At 60.5% G+C, this 19774-nt stretch carries 15 protein-coding genes; 12 read left to right on the top strand and 3 right to left on the bottom strand.

The genetic code is table 11. The annotated features are described in order from the left end of the window. Nucleotides 1–126: 126 nt before the first annotated feature. The 9 genes from ACOYXJ_RS19635 (at nt 127) to ACOYXJ_RS19595 (ending at nt 11265) form a co-directional block, all read left to right on the top strand. Nucleotides 127–2838: a TonB-dependent receptor gene (locus ACOYXJ_RS19635; RefSeq protein WP_460371121.1), complete on the top strand. Its 2712-nt coding sequence runs from the start codon at nt 127–129 to the stop codon at nt 2836–2838. Nucleotides 2839–2988: 150 nt separating this feature from the next. Beyond that, complete coding sequence (locus ACOYXJ_RS19630; protein WP_460371119.1) at nt 2989–4854, top strand: extracellular solute-binding protein; 1866 nt, start codon at nt 2989–2991, stop codon at nt 4852–4854. A gap of 1 nt (nt 4855) precedes the next feature. Then, nucleotides 4856–5920, top strand: coding sequence for a microcin C ABC transporter permease YejB (locus tag ACOYXJ_RS19625; RefSeq protein ID WP_150731466.1), 1065 nt, complete (start codon nt 4856–4858; stop codon nt 5918–5920). After that, nucleotides 5920–6942: an ABC transporter permease gene (locus ACOYXJ_RS19620; protein WP_102902438.1), complete on the top strand. Its 1023-nt coding sequence runs from the start codon at nt 5920–5922 to the stop codon at nt 6940–6942. Before ACOYXJ_RS19625 ends, ACOYXJ_RS19620 begins: the two co-directional genes overlap by 1 nt. 1 nt (nt 6943) lies before the next feature. Continuing rightward, on the top strand, nt 6944–8578 hold the full coding sequence (locus ACOYXJ_RS19615; protein ID WP_460371117.1) for an ABC transporter ATP-binding protein: 1635 nt from the start codon (nt 6944–6946) through the stop codon (nt 8576–8578). A 168-nt stretch (nt 8579–8746) separates the two neighbouring features. After that, complete coding sequence (locus ACOYXJ_RS19610) at nt 8747–9268, top strand: DUF3455 domain-containing protein (RefSeq protein WP_460371115.1); 522 nt, start codon at nt 8747–8749, stop codon at nt 9266–9268. A gap of 162 nt (nt 9269–9430) precedes the next feature. Then, nucleotides 9431–9964 (top strand): sigma-70 family RNA polymerase sigma factor, encoded by a 534-nt coding sequence (locus ACOYXJ_RS19605; protein WP_150795788.1) that lies wholly within the window; start codon nt 9431–9433, stop codon nt 9962–9964. Continuing rightward, nucleotides 9961–10653 carry an anti-sigma factor gene (locus tag ACOYXJ_RS19600; RefSeq protein WP_460371112.1) on the top strand — a complete coding sequence of 231 codons (693 nt, stop codon included), beginning with the start codon at nt 9961–9963 and terminating at the stop codon, nt 10651–10653. Before ACOYXJ_RS19605 ends, ACOYXJ_RS19600 begins: the two co-directional genes overlap by 4 nt. Before the next feature lie 132 nt (nt 10654–10785). After that, the gene (locus ACOYXJ_RS19595; protein ID WP_460371110.1) at nt 10786–11265 is read left to right on the top strand and encodes a hypothetical protein; all 480 of its coding nucleotides are present in this window, start codon (nt 10786–10788) and stop codon (nt 11263–11265) included. A 70-nt stretch (nt 11266–11335) separates the two neighbouring features. On the opposite strand, the gene ACOYXJ_RS19590 is transcribed toward ACOYXJ_RS19595, so the two are convergent. Then, nucleotides 11336–12427 (bottom strand): DUF1615 domain-containing protein, encoded by a 1092-nt coding sequence (locus ACOYXJ_RS19590; RefSeq protein WP_460371108.1) that lies wholly within the window; start codon nt 12425–12427, stop codon nt 11336–11338. 268 nt (nt 12428–12695) lie between these two features. Here ACOYXJ_RS19590 and ACOYXJ_RS19585 point away from each other — a divergent pair, with 268 nt between their 5' ends. Together ACOYXJ_RS19585 and ACOYXJ_RS19580 are read left to right on the top strand one after the other, a co-directional pair. Further along, the gene (locus ACOYXJ_RS19585) at nt 12696–14900 is read left to right on the top strand and encodes a TonB-dependent receptor (protein WP_460371106.1); all 2205 of its coding nucleotides are present in this window, start codon (nt 12696–12698) and stop codon (nt 14898–14900) included. A 312-nt stretch (nt 14901–15212) separates the two neighbouring features. After that, complete coding sequence (locus tag ACOYXJ_RS19580; protein ID WP_460371104.1) at nt 15213–16748, top strand: FAD-dependent oxidoreductase; 1536 nt, start codon at nt 15213–15215, stop codon at nt 16746–16748. A 124-nt stretch (nt 16749–16872) separates the two neighbouring features. On the opposite strand, the gene hemB is transcribed toward ACOYXJ_RS19580, so the two are convergent. Then, nucleotides 16873–17847 carry a porphobilinogen synthase gene (hemB, locus tag ACOYXJ_RS19575; protein WP_047300672.1) on the bottom strand — a complete coding sequence of 325 codons (975 nt, stop codon included), beginning with the start codon at nt 17845–17847 and terminating at the stop codon, nt 16873–16875. Nucleotides 17848–18097: 250 nt separating this feature from the next. Beyond that, the gene (locus tag ACOYXJ_RS19570; RefSeq protein WP_460371102.1) at nt 18098–18796 is read right to left on the bottom strand and encodes a glutathione binding-like protein; all 699 of its coding nucleotides are present in this window, start codon (nt 18794–18796) and stop codon (nt 18098–18100) included. A 283-nt stretch (nt 18797–19079) separates the two neighbouring features. On the opposite strand from ACOYXJ_RS19570, the gene ACOYXJ_RS19565 reads away from it, so the two are divergent. Next, complete coding sequence (locus ACOYXJ_RS19565; RefSeq protein ID WP_122608618.1) at nt 19080–19754, top strand: histidine phosphatase family protein; 675 nt, start codon at nt 19080–19082, stop codon at nt 19752–19754. The last annotated feature ends 20 nt before the right edge of the window (nt 19755–19774 follow it).

The following is a 19774-nucleotide window of genomic DNA, read 5'->3' as shown; positions in this document are numbered from 1 at the left end:
CACGCGTCTTCGGAGGGGATCGGCTTGCTTGAAGAAAGTGGTTTTCCGCACGCGGTATCACCGATAGCGGAGCAATGAGGGGCTCACAAGGCCAATTCGATAACGTCTAAAAAGTCGGAAATAACCATGCTGATGAACACTCCACGCTTCACGCTCAAACCCTTGGTGGCCACGATTTCTCGCCACCGTTTTGTTCCGTTGTATCTGGTGGCCATGGGGATGGGCGCCGGGACTGTGCAGGCGGCCGAGGACGACAACGCTTCCGTCCCGGCAGCTGCGGCGGTGGTTGCGCCGACCACGCAACTGCAACGGGTCGAAGTGACGGGCTCGGCGATTCGCCGGGTCGATGCGGAAACGGCGGTGCCGATCACCATTCTCAAAGCCGATGAGCTGCGCAAACAGGGCGTGACCACCACCGCCGAACTGGTCCAGCGCATCACTGGCAGCCAGTCGATCAACAACAGCGCCGGCTCGGTCGGCGCGGCGACTGGCGGCGCTTCGTTCGCCGACATGCGCGGCATCGGCGCGAACAAGACGCTGGTGCTGCTCAACGGTCGACGCTTGGCCAACAACGCCTTGTCGGGAACCAACTCGGCCGGCGGCGCGGTGGATCTGAACATGATCCCGTTTGCCGCGATCGAGCGCGTCGAAGTGCTGCGCGACGGCGCCTCGGCCTTGTACGGTACCGACGCCATCGGCGGCGTGATCAACTTCATCACCAAGAAATCCCTGACCGACGGCCAGTTGACCCTCGGCGGCGAAACCCCGACCCACAGCGGTGGCGGCGCGACCAAAGACATGAGCGCCAGTTGGGGCTACGGCGACCTGGAAGAAGACCGCTTCAACGTCCTCGGCGTGTTCAACTACAACAAGCAGCAGAACCTCGACGCCAACGATCGCTCTTTTGCCACCGACTACGCGCCCGGTCGTGGTCTCGATCAGACCTCCGGCACCGCGTTTCCCGGTAACTACAGCCAGAACGGCAACGCCACCAATCCCTTGGCCAACAGCAATTGCAACGGCCCCAACCTCATCGCCCGCGATGGCTTGTGCCGCTTCAGCACCCGCGAATACATCGACCTGGTGCCGCAAACCGAGAAGACTTCGTTCTTCGGCAAAACCACCGGCAAGCTCGGCGACGATCACAACGTCAACCTCGAATACTTCTGGTCGCGCAACAACAACGCCGTCGCCGTCGGCCCTGCGCCGCTGACCGGGCTGAGTCTCGATTCCTCGTCACCCTACTACCCCGGCAACGGCATCACCCCGGCACCGACCGAATTCGCCCTCGACCCGACCCAACCGGTCGATGTGAACTGGCGTGAAACCGCGGCCGGCCCGCGTGAATCGAAAGACCAGAACACCAGCCAGCGCTTTTTGCTCAGCTTCGATGGTCTGGTCGGCGGTTGGGATTACAACGTCGGCGCCTCGTACAACCAGAACAAAATCGTCTCCAGCGTCACCAGCGGTTATGTCAGCGATCAGGCAATGATCGACGGTCTGGCCAGCGGTCTGCTCAACCCGTTCGGCCCGCAGTCGGCCGCCGGTCAGCAGTACATCGATAACGCGGCGTACCATGGCGCCTATTCCACTGCTGTGGGCCGTGTAGCCGGTTTCGATGGACGTATCAGCCGCGAAATCGGCGACTGGTTCGGCGCTGGCCCATCCGGTCTGGCGCTGGGTGGCGAGTACCGCAAAGAAAAATTCCACCAGGACTTCGAGTCGTTCGCTGGCGACATCCAGAGCCTCGGCATCGACCCGGCCGGCAGCGTTGAGGGCGACCGCAGCGTCAAAGCTGCGTACGCGGAAATCAACGTGCCGGTGCTCGACAGCCTCGAACTGTCCGCCGCTGTGCGTCACGACAAATACAGCGACTTCGGCAGCACCACCAACCCGAAATACTCGTTCCGTTATCAGCCGTTGAAAGAGCTGGTGGTGCGTGGCGCCTACAGCGAAGGTTTCCGTGCGCCGTCGCTGTACGAGCTGTATTCGCCGCGCAGCATCACCTTCACTCAGGGCTACTACAACGACCCGGTACTGTGTACTGGCGGCGTGGTGCAACCGGGCGGCAACGGCGGCCGCGATTGCGGTCAGCAGTTCCTCAACCAGATCGGCGGCAACGAAGACCTGGCCCCGGAGAAGGCGCGCAACGTGACCCTCGGCTTCGTCTATCAGCCGATCAACAACCTCTCGGTGGGTCTGGATTTCTGGTGGATTCACATCTCCAACCAGATCCAGCCGTTCCCGGAATCCACCGTGTTTGATCAGGCCGGTTCCTACCCCGATCGCTTCGTGCGCAACGCCGACGGCACGCTCAACTACATCGTCACCGGCAACGCCAACCTTGGCATCGTCGAAACCAACGGTGTCGATGTGTCGCTGGATTACCGCTTCCCGAACACGCCGTACGGCCAGTTCGGTCTGGGCCTGCAAGGCACTTACGTTGACGAGTACGACTTCCAGAGCACCATCAAAGGCCCGTTCACCGACAAGGTCGGCGACTTTCAGGGTGACGGCGTGATCGCGCGCTGGAAGCACAACCTCACCGGCAGCTGGACCTTCGGCGCGGCGCGGGCGGCGCTGACTAACCGTTTCACCACCGGTTACAACGATTACGACCGCGACACCCACGCGCGCGTGGCGTCGTATTCGGTGTGGGACCTGTCGGCCGGCTACACCTTCAACAAGGTGCTGGATGTCGATGCCGGGATGAAGAACGTGTTCGACCGCAACCCGCCGTTTTCCAACCAGGCCTACAACTTCCAGAGCGGCTATGACCCGCGCTACACCGACCCGCTGGGCCGTACCTTGTTTGCACGTATGACTTACCACTTCTAAAGAACGAGCACCATAAAACCCTGTGGGAGCTGGCTTGCCAGCGATGGCGGTGTGTCAGTGAAGTAGATGTCGACTGACACGACGCCATCGCTGGCAAGCCAGCTCCCACAAGGGTTCCGTGACCATTCAGGGATTTTGGGGAGTGACTTCATGAGACTCATGCGCAACATGGCAGGCCTGTTACTCGGCAGTGCGCTGCTGTGCACCGGCACCTCGGCGCTGGCCGCTGGCAGTTATGCGCTGACGGTGTACGGCGAGCCGCCGAAGTATCCGGCGAACTTCCAGCACTTCGATTTCGTCGACCCCAAGGCGCCCAAGGGCGGTTCGCTCAGTCGCGCGTCGATGGAGATCGGCCAGTACAACTACATCAGCCCGTATGCCGATCAGGGCATTTCCGTGGTGCAGGTCAACGACTGGGTGTACTCGCCATTAGCGTTCCGATCGCTCGACGAGCCCTACACCGTTTACGCATTGGTCGCGCAACAGATCGAGCGCGATCCCGATGGACTCTGGGTGCGTTTCACCCTCAATCCAAAAGCACGTTTCGCCGACGGCACGCCGATCACCGCCGAAGACGTGCGCTACACCTTCAACCTGTTGATGACCAAGGGCAGCCTGAGTTATCGCCAGCAATACGCCGACGTCCAGGACGTGCTGATCGAAGGCCCGCGACAAGTGCGTTTCACCTTCAAGAACAACCTCAACCGCACCCTCGCGCTGGATCTGGCGACGATGCGTGTGGTCCCCGAACACTGGTGGCAAACCCGCGACTTCGCCAATGGCGGCGGTTTCGAGCCACCGCTGGGCAGCGGCCCGTACCGGGTCAGCAAGGTCGATGCCGGCCGCAGCATCAGTTTCGAGCGCGATCCGGACTGGTGGGGCAAAGACCTGCCGGTCAGTCGCGGCATGTACAACTTCGACACCCTCACGGTGAATTTCTACGGCGACACCGACGTCGCCCGGCAGTTGTTGCAGGCCGGCGCGTTCGACTACAACCGCGAGTTTTCCTCGTCCGGTTACGTGGTCGGCTACGACAGCCCGGCGTTGCGCGACGGTCGCTTGCAGCAGTCGATTCTGGCGCCGGAGAAACCGACGGCGGCGCAGGGCTTTGTGTTCAACCTGCAAAACCCGATCTTCCAGGATCGCCGCGTGCGTCAGGCGATCAGCCTGCTGTGGGATTTCGAGTGGACCAACAAGCAGATGATGCGCGGCTTCTACGTGCGCCAGAACAGCTTCTGGCCGAAGAGTGAAATGGCCGCCAAAGCCCTGCCTGATGCCGAGGAATTGAAGATCCTTGAACCGCTGCGTGGGCAGGTTCCAGAAGAAGTTTTCACCACGGTGTATGAGGCACCGAAAACCGATGGCAGCGGCTACATCCGTGACAAACAACTGCAAGCACTGAAGCTGCTCGCCGAGGCTGGCTGGACGCCGCAACACAATCGTCTGGTCAACGCTGCTGGCGAACCGCTGGAGTTCACCTTTCTCGACGGTCAGGGCGGCTTCGACCGCATGTTGCTGCCGTTCAAACGCACTCTCGCGCAGATCGGCATCACCCTCAATTTGCGCCGGATCGATTCGGCGCAATACGTCAACCGCCTCAACGCCCGCGACTACGACATGATCGTCACCAGTTTCCCGCGCAGCGGCGATCCGATCGTCTCTCCCGGCCGTGAGTTGTACAGCCTGTATGCCTCGCAAAGTGCCACGCAAGTCGGCAGTTCCAACTCGATGGTGCTGGCCGATCCGGCGGTCGATCAACTGATCGACGGACTGGTCCAGGCCAACACCCGCGAAGCCATGGTGCATTACGCCCGCGCCCTCGACCGGGTGCTGCAATGGGGTTACTACATGATTCCCAACTATTACTCCAAAGGCACGCCGACGGTGTATCAGAACCGCTTCGGCATGCCGCCCGTGCAACCGGCCTACGACGAAGGCCTCAACACCTGGTGGGAGATCTCGACCAAGGCGCTGACCACGCAACAGATGCACACTCAGCTTGCGGGGGGTCAGTGACATGCTGCGTTATCTGAGTCGACGTTTGCTGCTGATCATTCCGACGCTGTTGTGCATTCTGGTGGTGAATTTTCTGATTGTGCAGGCCGCGCCGGGTGGCCCGGTGGAGCAAGCCATCGCCCGCCTGCAAGGCTTCGGCGGGCACAGCATGGGCGGCGGTGGCGAGGTTGCCGCGATTGGCGGCGCGGGCCGCAGCAGCCGTGGCCTCGATCCGGCGCTGATCGAGGAGATCAAACACCATTACGGCTTCGACAAACCCATGCACGAACGCCTGTGGTTGATGCTGAAAAACTACGCGCAGCTGGATCTGGGCAGCAGTTTCTTTCGCGGCGCCAAGGTCACCGATCTGATCGTGCAGAAGCTGCCGGTGTCGCTGTCGCTGGGCTTGTGGGCGACGTTGATCACCTACCTGATTTCGATCCCGCTGGGCATTCGCAAAGCGATCAAGAACGGCAGCGCCTTCGATGTCTGGAGCAGCACGGCGATCATCATCGGCTATGCGATGCCAGCGTTCCTGTTCGCGATTCTGTTGATCGTGGTGTTTGCCGGCGGCAGCTACGTCAACTGGTTTCCGGTACAGGGGCTGGTGTCGGACAACTTCGACAGCCTCAGCACCTTGGGCAAGATTGGCGACTACCTCTGGCACCTGGTGTTGCCGGTGACGGCGCTGGTGATTGGCGGCTTTGCCACGCTGACGATCCTGACCAAGAACAGTTTCCTCAACGAGATCAGCCGCCAGTACGTGATCACCGCGCGGGCCAAGGGTTTGACCGAGCGCCGCGTACTCTACGGCCATGTGTTTCGCAACGCGATGTTGTTGGTGGTGGCCGGTGTGCCGTCGGCGCTGATCGAGGTGTTTTTCGCCGGTTCCCTGCTGATCGAAACCATCTTCAACCTCGACGGCCTCGGGCGCATGAGCTACGAGGCGGCGGTGTCGCGGGATTACCCGGTGGTGTTCGGCGCACTGTTTCTGTTCACCCTGTTCGGCCTGTTGATCAAGCTGATCGGCGATCTCTGCTACACCCTGCTCGACCCGCGCATCGACTTCTCGGCGAGGACTGCCTGATGTTCACTCTTTCTCCTCTCGGTCAGCGCCGCGTTGCGCAGTTCAAGGCCAACCGGCGCGGGCGCTGGTCGTTGTGGTTGTTTATCGGCCTTTGCCTGATCTGTCTGGGCGGCGAGTTGATCGCCAACGACAAGCCGCTGGTGATCCGTTACCACGACGCCTTTTACTTCCCGATCCTCAGCGATTACCTGGAAACCGATTTCGGTGGCGAGCTGCCGTTTCAGCCGGATTACGCCAGCGGTTACGTGCACAAACTGATCGAGGATCAGGGCGGCTGGATGCTGTTTCCGCCGATCCCGTTCAGCTATGACACGGTCAATTACGACCTCAGTGAACCGGCGCCGAGTCCGCCGTCCTCGAGCAACTGGCTGGGCACCGATGATCAGGCGCGCGACGTGTTGGCGCGGGTGATTTTCGGCACGCGGATTTCGATTCTGTTTGCGCTGATCCTCACGGGTATCAGTGCGTTGATCGGCATCGTAGCCGGAGCATTGCAGGGTTATTACGGCGGTTGGGTCGACTTGCTCGGGCAGCGCGTACTGGAGATCTGGTCAGGTTTGCCGGTGCTGTACCTGCTGATCATTCTGTCCGGGTTCGTCTCGCCGAGTTTCTGGTGGCTGCTAGGGATCATGGCGCTGTTTTCCTGGCTGGCGCTGGTCGATGTGGTGCGCGCCGAGTTTCTGCGTGGGCGCAATCTGGAATACGTCAAAGCCGCGCGGGCGCTGGGCCTGACCGACAACGAGCTGATGTGCCGGCACATCCTGCCCAACGCGATGACCTCCACCCTCACCTACCTGCCGTTCATTCTGACTGGCGCGATTGCGACGCTGACTGCGCTGGATTTTCTTGGCTTCGGCATGCCCGCCGGCACCGCGTCGCTGGGCGAATTGATCGGTCAGGCCAAGCGCAACCTGCAAGCGCCGTGGCTGGGGCTGACGGCGTTTTTCGCGTTGGCACTGATTCTGTCCTTGTTGGTTTTTATTGGTGAGGCTTGCCGTGATGCGTTTGATCCCCGGAGCTGACATGAACGACAACCTGATTGAAATTCGCGATCTGCGCGTCGCATTCGCCGGGCAGGAAGTGGTGCACGGATTGAACCTGGATATTCGCCGTGGCGAATGTCTGGCACTGGTCGGTGAATCCGGCTCGGGCAAGTCGGTGACGGCGCATTCGATTCTGCGTTTGTTACCGGGCAAGAACGTCAGCAGCAGCGGCGCGATCCGCTATAACGGCGTGGATTTATTGCACGCCAGCGAGCAGCAGGTGCGCGGTTTGCGCGGCAACCGCATTGCGATGATTTTCCAGGAGCCGATGACCTCGCTCAATCCGTTGCACACGGTGGAAAAACAGGTTAGCGAAGTGCTGGAAATTCACAAAGGTCTGAAGGGCCGCGCTGCCCGCGAGCGGACGTTGGAACTGCTGGAACTGGTCGGCATTCGCCAACCTTTGCAGCGTTTGAAAGCCTATCCACATCAACTCTCCGGCGGTCAGCGGCAACGGGTGATGATTGCCATGGCGCTGGCCAACGAGCCGGAACTGTTGATCGCCGATGAGCCGACCACGGCGCTGGATGTCACGGTGCAGCAGAAGATTCTCGAGTTGCTGATCGAGTTGCAGCAACGCCTTGGCATGTCGCTGTTGCTGATCAGCCATGACCTCAATCTGGTGCGGCGCATTGCGCAGCGGGTGTGCGTGATGCGCCATGGCGAGATTGTTGAGCAGACGGATTGCGAAGCGCTGTTTCGGGCGCCGCAGCATCCTTACAGTCGCTTGTTGATCGAGGCTGAACCCAGCGGTGCGCCAGTGCCGAGTGAGTTCGAGCACAACCTGCTCGAAGTCGATGATTTGAAGGTGTGGTTTCCGTTGCCCAAAGCGTTGTTCAGTCGCCAGCAGGATTACATCAAAGCCGTTGACGGGGTCAGTTTCACCCTGCAACGGGGCAAGACTTTGGGCATTGTTGGCGAGTCGGGTTCGGGCAAATCAACGTTGGGTCAGGCGATCCTGCGACTGGTCGAATCCGAGGGCAATATCCGTTTTGGCAACAAGCAACTCAGTCTGCTCAATCAGCGCTTGATGCGGCCGTTGCGGCGGCAGATTCAAGTGGTGTTCCAGGATCCGTTCGGCAGCCTCAGCCCAAGGATGTCGGTGCAGCAGATCATTGCCGAGGGGTTGCTGACTCACGGTATCGGTAACGAAGCCGAGCGTGAGGCGGCGGTGATTCGCGTACTGGAGGAAGTTGGCCTCGATCCACAGAGCCGGCATCGTTATCCCCACGAATTTTCCGGTGGGCAGCGCCAGCGTATTTCCATCGCCCGCGCACTGGTGCTGGAACCGGCGCTGATTCTGCTCGATGAACCGACTTCGGCGCTGGATCGTACGGTGCAGAAACAGGTGGTGGAGTTGTTGCGGCAATTGCAGATCAGGCATGGGCTGACGTATCTGTTTATCAGCCATGATCTGGCGGTGGTGCATGCGTTGGCGCATGACTTGATGGTGATCAAGGATGGCAAGGTGGTTGAGCAGGGTTCTTCGCAGGACATCTTTGCCGCGCCGCAACATCCCTACACCCAGGAACTGCTGAAAGCCTCCGGCCTCAAGCCCGACAAAAATCCCTGTAGGAGTGAGCCTGCTCGCGATAGCGGTATTCCAGTGACATGAGTGCTGCCTGACACACCGCCATCGCGAGCAGGCTCACTCCTACAGGGACGGTGGTGAGTCATTGAAATTTATTTTTCAGGCACTGCATCCAAACGCCTCCGTCACGGGTAGTCCCTGTAACAGCCCTCTTCGGCTGTCAGCGGTCTACCCTTTTCGGAGATAACACTGATGAACATCACTCAACTGATTGGCCTCACCGGTTTGCTCGCCCTGTCGTCGACAACCTTCGCCCAAAGCAGCTATCCCGACGCGATCAAAGTCCCGGACGGCCACAAGATCGCGATGGAAACCACCGGCGTCGGCGAGATCACCTACGAGTGCCGCGATAAGCCCAACGCGGCCGGGCAGACCGAGTGGACCTTCGTCGGCCCGAAAGCGGTGCTCAATGATCGCAGCGGCAAACAGGTCGGCACCTACTTCGGCCCACCTGCCACCTGGCAGGCCAAGGACGGTTCGAAAGTCACTGGCACGCAATTGGCCGTGGCGCCATCAAGCCCGGGCAACCTGCCTTATCAACTGGTCAAGGCCAATCCAGCAGAAGGCAAAGGCGCGATGAGCGGCGTGAGTTACATCCAGCGTGTCGCGCTCAAGGGTGGCGTGGCGCCGGGCAGCGAATGCACAGCGGCGAACAAGGGCAAGCAGGAAGTGGTGAAGTACCAGGCCGATTACATTTTCTGGGCGGCGAACTGATTCCTGGCACCACTGATAAACCCTGTGGGAGCGAGCTTGCTCGCGAAGGCGGAGTGTCAGTCAACACAGTCTTCTCTGACCGGCCGCCTTCGCGAGCAAGCTCGCTCCCACAGTGGACAATGTGTTCTGGATGTTTGCGGAATGTGAGCTAGATTGCACGACATGCCTTTAGCCGAATCCACATTCGATTACGAAGCCCGTCTCGCTGCCTGTGCCCGTGGCGAGCGGTCGGCCCTGCGCGATTTGTATGTGCAGGAAGGCCCGCGTCTGCTCGGTGTGGCCAAGCGGCTGGTGCGCGACACGGCGCTGGCGGAGGACGTTGTCCATGAGGCGTTTATCAAGATCTGGAACGGTGCGGCGGGGTTTGACCCGGCGCGCGGTTCGGCGCGTGGCTGGATGTTCAGTGTGACCCGACATCTGGCGCTGAATCTGCTGCGCGATCACGGCCGGGAAACACCATTCGACGAAGCTCACGAGGTGGCTGCGGATGATGACGACTTCGACGCCCACGCGCATTCGGCGCGCATCCACCGTTGCCTGGAACAACTGGAGCCGCAACGCCGCCACTGCATCCTGCATGCCTATGTCGACGGTTACAGCCACGCGCAGATTGCCGCGCGCCTCGACACGCCGCTGGGCACGGTCAAAGCGTGGATCAAACGCAGCCTCAACGCCTTGCGGGAGTGCATGGGATGACCAGCGAATCGGCACAGGAACGCGATGAACTGGCCGGCGAATATGTGCTCGGCACATTGCCTGCCGAACAGCGGATCGAAGTACAACGGCGCTTGCCGAATGAACCCGAGCTGCGTGCCGCGGTGGATGCCTGGGAACGGCGCCTGCTGGAGCTGACGGATCTGGCCGAACCGCAACAACCGTCGGCGCAGTTGTGGCCGCGCATTGAGCGCAGTGTCGGGCGTCTGACGCGGGAAGCAGCCGCAACTTCATGGTGGAACCTGCTGCCGCTATGGCGCGGGTTAAGCGCGGCCGGATTGGCCGCCACGGTGATTTTGGGTTCGATCCTGCTGACCCAGACCACGCCGAAACCAAGCTTTCTGGTGGTGCTGGTCGCGCCGCAGGACAAGGCTCCGGGCTGGGTGATCCAGGCGAGCAATTCGCGGGAGATTCAGTTGATACCGCTGGGTGTGGTCGAAGTCCCGGCGGACAAGGCGCTGGAATTCTGGACCAAGGCTGATGGCTGGCAAGGGCCGGTATCGCTGGGTCTGGTCAAGCCAGGACAGGCTTTATCGGTACCGTTGGACAAGTTGCCGCCACTGCAACCGAACCAGTTGTTCGAGCTGACACTGGAGGGCGCCAACGGCTCGCCAATCGGCAAGCCGACCGGGCCGATTCAGGCGATCGGGCGTGCCGTGAAGGTACTTTAAGGCTCTAGCGTGCGGGTCCTGGCTACCATCATCGGCGTCGATGTTCACCATCACGGCAATGAAGTTCTCATAAAAAATCCGCGGCGTAACATCTGCTCCATACCAACCAATAACACCCCGGAGCACACCATCATGAAACGCCAGACTCTTCTCAGCATCGCTTTCTCGGTTTTCGCAGTTAACGCTTTCGCCGCTACCCCGGCCCACACAATGATCGCCGCCGACGGCTCGGATCGTCTGTACCAGAACGCTGTTGCGGCGGATGGTTCTGATCGTCTGCAAGGCAACACCGTCGCCGCTGATGGCTCTGATCGTCTGCAGGGCAACACTGTCGCCGCCGATGGCTCTGATCGTCTGCAAGGCAACACTGTCGCCGCTGATGGCTCTGATCGTCTGCAAGGCAACACCGTCGCCGCTGATGGCTCTGATCGTCTGCAAGGCAACACTGTCGCCGCTGATGGCTCTGATCGTCTGCAAGGCAACACCGTCGCCGCTGATGGCTCTGACCGTCTGCAAGGCAACACTGTCGCCGCTGATGGCTCGGATCGCCTGCAGGGCAACACTGTCGCCGAAGGTGGCGCAGATCGTTTGAACGAACTTCGCAACGCTTGAATGAAGTGGAACATCGCAGCAACCCAGAGAAACCCGGCGCAGTCAGCCGGGTTTTTTATGTCCGCCTGTTTTAACTGCCCTTGGCCATGCAGCGCTTGTAGCGCTCATCCACCCGTTTGGCGAACCACGCTGTAGTCAACTTGCGAGTGATTTTCGGACTTTGCAGCACGATCCCCGGCAGCACCGCGCGCGGCAGCGTCTTACCTTCCGCTTGCTCCGCCAGTTCGAACACCCGTTGATAGAGTTTGGTCTCTTCGAACTCCAGGGTTTTGCCCTTCTCCAATTGATCGCGAATGGTCGGGTTGCGCATACCCAATGACTTGCCGAGGGTGCGTACCGCCAGTTCCGTGCCGCCGGGCATGATCGAGTCGTAGCGGATCAGGTCGCCATCGAGCGCCAGCGGGATGCCCGAAGCGCGGCTGACCGCGTTTTGAAATGCGGCATTGCGACTGGCGTACCAACCGGCGTTGAAATCGGCAAACCGATACAGCGGCTCGCGGTAGCTCACCGGATAGCCGAGCAAATGCGCGATACCGAAATACATGCCACCACGTCGACTGAACACTTCACGGCGGATCGTGCCGTCCACCGGGTACGGATAATCCTTGGCGTGCTGTTCGGCAAACTCGATGCTGACCTGCATCGGACCGCCGGTGTGCACCGGGTTAAAGACGCCGAACAGCGTGCGACCCATCGGCACCCTGCCGATGAAATCATCGAAGATTGCACTCAGTTCTTTTTCACTGCGCGCCGCATTCAGGCGTTCGCTGTAGGTCTTGCCGTTGGTTGAACGCACTTGCAGAGCGCCGCTGACCAACAGGCTGGGGATGTGCACTTTGGCGGCGCGGCGGTCAATTTCGTCGCGGGCGATCTTGCCCAGGCCGGGCACCGTGGGGTCGGCCTGGAAGGTGGATTCCTGCTCGGCCACGGCCAGCACCGAACACAGATTCTGCGTGGTCGGGCTGATGTTCTGCGCGGCAAACGCGGCGTAGATATCAGTGGCCCAGCCTTGCCGATCGGCCGTCTTGGCCGGCATCAGCCGCACAATCTCGGCCTTCACTTCGGCAGGCGCACGCGGCACCGGTTCCTGACTGCGCTGCCCCGCGCAACCGGCGAGCACCAGCAGTGCGGCAAGGGTGATCGGTAATCGAAAGTTGTGCATGAAACTTCATCCAGTCCGTTGTGCCGGGTTCACCATACGTTCAATAGTGTGGCGCAGGCTAGGACTGCGCTGATTTGGCGCTGTTCCCTTGATGCTCATCTCCCTGTGTCGCCAAGTGCCGCGAAATAGACCTTTCCAAGACTGATGACAAACTGATTGCAAAACGTTACTGAGAAAATCTATCATTTGCACCTGGAGTCGCATTTGCGCAAGGAGTTCCCGCGCCGCCCTTATTTTTCTCACCGGCCGCGTGCCTCCAGGTCCCTACATGCCCGCTTCAGCTCGACTCGCCGTCCCGTTTCGCCCGACGCTTCTCGCCCTGCTGTGCTCCCTGACAGTCGCCGCCCACGCCGCAGACGGCGATAACAAGGCGCTGGTGCTGGACGACGTCAACGTCAATGCTCAGGCCCCGACGCCCAACGCCTTGCCCCCGGTTTACGCGGGTGGTCAGGTCGCCCGCGGTGGTCAACTTGGCGTGCTGGGCAACCAGGACATGATGGACGTGCCGTTCAGCGCCGCCTCCTACACCGAACAATTGATTCAGGATCAGCAGGCCGAAAACGTCGCCGATGTGCTGCTCAACGATTCGTCGGTGCGTCAGGCCTCGGGTTTCTCCAACCAGGCGCAGGTCTTCATGATTCGCGGCCTGCCGCTGAACGGTGACGATATTTCCTATAACGGCCTGTACGGCGTGCTGCCACGGCAGATCATTTCCACCGATGCACTGGAGCGCGTGGAAGTGTTCAAAGGCCCGAACGCCTTCATCAACGGCGTAACCCCGACCGGCTCCGGCATCGGCGGTGGCGTCAACCTGCAACCGAAGCGCGCCGGCGACGTGCCGCTGCGGCGTTACACCACCGACATCAACAGCGAAGGTCGCATCGGTCATCACTTCGACATTGGCCAGCGCTTCGGTGAAGACAACCGCTTCGGCGCCCGGATCAACCTGTCCCAGCGCGAAGGCGACACTGGTATCGATCACGAGAACCAGCGCTCGAAACTGTTCGCCATCGGCCTCGATTATCGCGGCGATGCCCTGCGCATCTCTGGCGACTTCGCCTATCAGAAAGAACGCGTCAACGGTGGCCGCAACTCGGTCAACCTCGGCACCGCCACGCACATTCCGGACGCGCCATCGGCCGATACCAACTACGCGCCGAAGTGGGGCTACACCGACATCGAAGACACCTTCAGCATGCTCCGCGCCGAGTACGACCTGAACGACAACTGGACCGCATACGCGGCCGGCGGCGCCAAGCACACCCGTGAAGTCGGGCGCTACAACTCAACCACTTTGGTTGGCAACAGCGGCGCGTCGTTTACCACGGGTTCGTTCATTCCGCACGATGAAGACAACACCAGCGTGATGGCCGGCCTCAACGGCAAATTCAACACCGGCCCGGTCAGCCACAAGCTCAATTTCGGCCTGACCGGTATCTGGGCCGAACAGCGCAGCGCCTATGATTTCGACCTGACCCAATACGCCAACAACATCTATCACCCGGTGCAAACACCGTCGCCGGTCGGCAACTTTGCCGGTGGTGATTTGAATGATCCAGGCATCGTCGGCAAGACCTTCAACCGCAGTATCGCGATTTCCGACACCCTCGGTTTCTTCGATGATCGCCTGTTGGTCACCGCCGGCCTGCGTCGCCAGCAACTGGTGGTGCAAGGCTACAACTACGCCAGCTGGGGCAGCGGCGACCGCAAGTCGAGCTACGACGAATCGATCACCACGCCGGTGTACGGCGTGGTGTTCAAGCCGTGGGAACACGTGTCGTTCTACGCCAACCACATCGAAGGCCTGGCCCAAGGCCCGACTTCGCCGACCAGCTCCGGTGGTTTCAGGGTGACCAACGGCAACGAAGTCTATGCACCCGCGCGTTCCAAGCAGACCGAAGTCGGGGTGAAAGTCGACATGGGCACTTACGGCGCGAGCCTGGGTGTTTATCGCATCGAACAGCCGAGCGATGGTTACTGCGAAATCGATAGCGCCACCACCTGCACCTACGTACGTGAAGGCGAGCAGGTCAACAAAGGCTTGGAAATGAACGTATTCGGCGAGCCGATCCAGGGCCTGCGTCTGATCAGCGGCCTGACCCTGATGGACACCGAACTGAAGAACACTCTCAACGGCGCCAACGACGGCAACCGTGCGATCGGCGTGCCGACCTTCCAGTTCAACGCCGGCGCCGACTGGGATGTACCCGGCCTGCAAGGCGTAGCGCTGAATGCGCGGATGCTGCGCACTGGCGGTCAATACGCGGACGCGGCGAACAATCTCAGCCTGCCGACCTGGAACCGTTTCGATGCCGGCGCGCGTTATGCGTTCAAGGTGTCGGAGAAGGACGTGACCGTGCGTCTGGGCGTGGAGAATCTGGCGAACAAGAAGTATTGGGAATCGGCTCAGGGTGGTTATCTGACTCAGGGTGAGCCGCGGGTGGCGAAGTTGTCCGGGACTATTGATTTCTAAGGCTGAAAAGCCCCTCACCCTAACCCTCTCCCAGAGGGAGAGGGGACTGACCGTGGTGTTCTTGCAAGTTACACCGACCTGAAATATCGAGTCGAACTCAGGTCTTAAAAAACACACAAATCGGCTCCCTCTCCCTCGGGAGAGGGCTGGGGTGAGGGGCCCGGATCTACGCAGCACAACAGCCCCCTTGCCGAACACCCAAAAAAGGCCCCACAGCCTCACCGCTGCGGGGCCTTCTTCCGTCTGGCCGATCAACTGGCCACCCTCTCCTTCTGATCCATACTTGCTGCACAGCAAACGGAGGACAGGCCCATGAACCGCAGCGACGTCCTGATCATCGGCGCCGGCCCCACCGGTCTGGTGCTGGCCCTGTGGCTGAGCAAACTCGGCGTGCGCGTGCGCATCATCGATAAAACCTCCGCGCCCGGCACCACTTCGCGAGCGTTGGCGGTGCAGGCGCGCACCCTTGAGTTGTACCGGCAACTGGACCTCGCCGACACTATTGTGCGCAACGGCCATCGGGTGGCGGCGGCGAATTTCTGGGTCAATGGCAAACCGGTCGCGCAATTGCCGCTGAACCGCATCGGCGAAGGCCTGACGCCCTACGCGTTCGTTGAAATCTTCCCGCAGGATGAACATGAGCGGCTGTTGATCGAGCGTCTCGAAGACTACGGCGTCACGGTCGAACGCAACACCACGCTGGACAGTTTCGAGGAAACCGGCGATGGCCTCACCGCGCATCTGCGCCTGCCCGATGGCGAACAGGAAATCTGCCAGGCCTGTTATCTGGCCGGCTGTGACGGCGCCCGCTCAGTCGTGCGCAAAACCCTCGACACCGGTTTTCCCGGCGGCACCTATCAGCAGATTTTCTACGTCGCCGACGTCAAAGCCAGCGGCCCTGCGATGAACGGCGAGCTGCACCTGGATCTGGATGAAGCGGACTTTCTCGCCGTGTTTCCACTGGCCGGCGAAGGCCGCGCGCGGCTGATCGGCACTGTGCGTGATGAACGTGCGGATCGCGCCGAAACCCTGGCGTTTTCCGATGTCAGCAGCCGCGCCATCGAACACCTGAAAGTGCATATCGAAGACGTCCACTGGTTTTCGACCTACCGCGTGCATCACCGCGTGGCTGAACATTTCCGCAGCGGCCGCGCGTTTCTGCTCGGCGATGCCGCGCATGTGCACAGCCCGGCGGGCGGTCAGGGCATGAACACCGGCATCGGTGACGCGATCAACCTGGCGTGGAAACTTGCCGCAGTGCTCAGCGGCGCTGCCGAACCACGCCTGCTCGACAGCTACGAAACCGAACGCAAGGCCTTCGCCCGTCGACTGGTGTCGACCACCGATAAAGTCTTCAGTTTCGTCACCGCCGAGGGGCGCATGGCCGATCTGCTGCGCATGCGTGTGGCACCGTTTCTGATCCCGAAAATGGCCTCGTTCGAGGCCAGTCGCGAATTCCTTTTTCGCACGGTGTCGCAAGTCACCCTCAACTATCGCGGCATGCCGCTGAGTCGGGGCGCAGCCGGCCATGTGCATGGCGGCGACCGCTTGCCGTGGGCGCATGATGGTGAGGGGGATAACTACGAACCGCTCAGACAGCCGTGCTGGCAGGTGCATGTGTACGGCGACACCAGCGACGAAATGATTGCCTGGTGCCAGGAACATCATTTGCCGCTGCACGTGTTCGACTGGCGCCCGGCGTTTGAAACGGCGGGGTTGGGGCGTAACGGTTTTTATCTGCTGCGCCCGGATACGTATGTGGCGATTGCCGAGAACAGTGCGGATCCGAAAGTGATCGGACGCTACTTCCGCGATCACGGGATCCGGCCATTCTTCAACTGCCCCTGACACACTACAAATCAAATGTGGGAGCGAGCCTGCTCGCGAAAGCGTCGTGTCAGTCAACACTAATGTCAGCTGATAAACCGCTTTCGCGAGCAGGCTCGCTCCCACAGGGGTAACGCGGTGGTCTTTAGATCCCCGCCAATGCCAGATCCATCGCAAAATAGGTGAAGATCAAATCAGCACCCGCACGCTTGATCGCGCCCAGGCTTTCACGCACCACACGATCCTCATCGATCGCCCCGGCCTGTGCGCCGAACTTGATCATCGCGTACTCGCCGCTGACCTGATACGCCGCCAGCGGCAGGTTCGAGGCTTCACGAATATCACGAATGATGTCGAGGTACGCACCGGCCGGTTTGACCATCAGCGCATCGGCGCCTTCCTGTTCATCCAACAGTGATTCACGCAAGGCTTCGCGGCGGTTCATCGGGTTCATCTGGTAGCTTTTGCGGTCGCCCTTCAGCGCACTGCCGCCGGCCTCGCGGAACGGGCCGTAGAGTGCCGAAGCAAATTTGGTCGAGTAAGCCATGATCGGAATCTGCGTGAACCCGGCCGCATCCAGGGCCTGACGAATCGCCCGCACCTGACCATCCATCGCTGCCGACGGCGCGATCACGTCCGCACCGGCGCGGGCCGCTGCCACGGCTTGTTTGCCGAGGTTGATCAGGGTCTGGTCGTTGTCGACTTCATGGTTGTGCATCACGCCGCAGTGGCCGTGATCGGTGTATTCGCAGAAGCAGGTGTCAGACATGACGATCATTTCCGGCACGGCATCTTTGGCAATGCGCGACATTCGCGAGACCAGGCCTTCTTCGCGCCAGGTGTCACTGCCGTTGCTGTCCAGGTGGTGGGACACGCCGAAGGTCATTACCGATTTGATGCCGGCGCGGGCATAGCGCTCGATTTCGCTGGCCAGTTTGCGCTCAGGAATGCGCATCACTCCGGGCATGCTTTTGATTGGCACGAAGTCGTCGATTTCCTCTTCGACGAAAATCGGCAGCACCAGATCGTTCAGGCTGAACTCGGTTTCCTGGAACAGGCTGCGCAGGCTCGCATTGCGGCGCAGACGGCGGGGACGTGCTTCGGGGAACTGACTGGACATGGGGGCCTTTCCTGAAAACGGCAGATGAGACGAAAGTCGTAGGGGGCGAAGCTTATGCCTTGCGGGGGGCGAGGTACAAACCTGGATCAATCAAGAGTGCATTACTGGGGGTGCAACAATCTATGCGCCGCAACACCAATTCCCTTGTGGGAGCGAGCCTGCTCGCGAAAGCGTCGTATCAGTCAACCCAATTGTTTCTGATACACCGAATTCGCGAGCAGGCTCGCTCCCACAGGGGTTATGTGTGTAGTCAGGAAGGGATGGTCAGGCCGCGAATGACTGCCGGGCGCGCGAGGAATCGCTCCAGCACACGGGTAACATTCGGGAAGTTGCTGATGCCAACCAGATCACCCGCTTCATAAAACCCGATCAAGTTACGCACCCACGGAAACGTGGCGATATCGGCAATGGTATAGCGCTCACCCATGATCCAGTCACGGCCCTCGAGCCGACCGTCGAGCACTTTGAGCAGGCGTTTGCTTTCATCGACATAACGATCACGCGGACGCTTGTCTTCGTAGTCCTTGCCGGCGAACTTGTTGAAGAAACCGAGCTGGCCGAACATCGGGCCGATGCCGCCCATCTGGAACATCAGCCACTGAATCGTTTCGTAGCGCAGCGCGCCTTCCTGGGCCAGCAACTGGCCGCTTTTGTCGGCCAGATAAATCAGGATCGCACCGGACTCGAACAGCGGCAGCGGCTTATCTTCGGGACCATGGGAATCGAGGATCGCCGGGATCTTGTTGTTTGGGTTCAGCGACAGGAACTCCGGCGACAACTGGTCATTGCTGTCAAAAGCGACCTTGTGTGGCTCGTACGGCAGGCCGATTTCTTCGAGCATGATCGAGACTTTGACGCCGTTGGGCGTGGGCAAGGAATAGAGTTGAATCCAGTCAGGGTACTGCGCCGGCCATTTCTGGGTGATCGGGAACGCGGACAGATCGGTCATTGGAAGCATCCAGTCACAAATTAAAGCCTGATCATAATGTAGGCCTGCTGCAGCGCCTACACGAACGGTAACATCCTGTCGCTAACCTGCGTCCAAGCCCTTAAAAGATGCCGTTAGAGTGCCGCGCACTCGCTCGGATCGAACCAACGGGCCTCAGAGGACTCTGAGCTATGTCTTTCTCGCAGAGGAAGCTGTTCACGACAGGGAAAACACCCGGTGCTGGGAGCCCGCGGTGTAAAGGTTTGTCAGCCTTAATTGAATCAGCTGAAGAACTTTCTATTTGATGACGAACCTTATGCGTTTCGCCAAACGTTTCAAACATCGCGCGTATGTGGCCCTGCCTTCCCTGCTGGCCGTCAGTGCGCTGTTCCTGTCTCTTGAGTCGAGCGAGAGCCGCGCGCAACCCGCGGACGGCACCCAGACGCTGGTGTTCCTGCGCCACGCGGAGAAGCCCGAGGGTGGTCTCGGCCAGCTCAACTGCCAGGGCCTGAACCGCGCCATCGACCTGTCGACGCTGCTGCCGGAAAAATTCGGCAAGGCCGATTACGTGTTCGCCGCCAATCCGACGCGCAATGTCGAAGAAGGTGAGCTGGATAACTCCTACAGCTACATCCGCCCACTGATGACCATCAGCCCCGCCGCGATCAAGCTCGGCCTGCCGGTGAATATCGAGTTTTCGGCCAACGACACCAGCGATCTGGCCCGCGAACTGCTGGAAGACAAGTATCACAACTCGACGATCTACACCGCCTGGTCCCACGGCTATCTGCCGGAGCTGATCAACAAGGTGGCGGGCAAAGCGGTCGGCGAGAAACAGAACATCACCGAAGACTGGGCGGGCAACGACTTTGACTCGCTGTATGTGCTGACCCTGACCTGGCACAACGGCAAGGCCAGTTTGCAGAGCCACAGCTACAAGCAGGGCCTGGATAACGGCAAAGACACCTGCCCGACCTGAGTTTTGTATGGCCTGAACCG

The organism is Pseudomonas sp. Tul2A7 (assembly GCF_054790505.1).
This window is presented reverse-complemented; position numbering and strand designations above follow the sequence as displayed.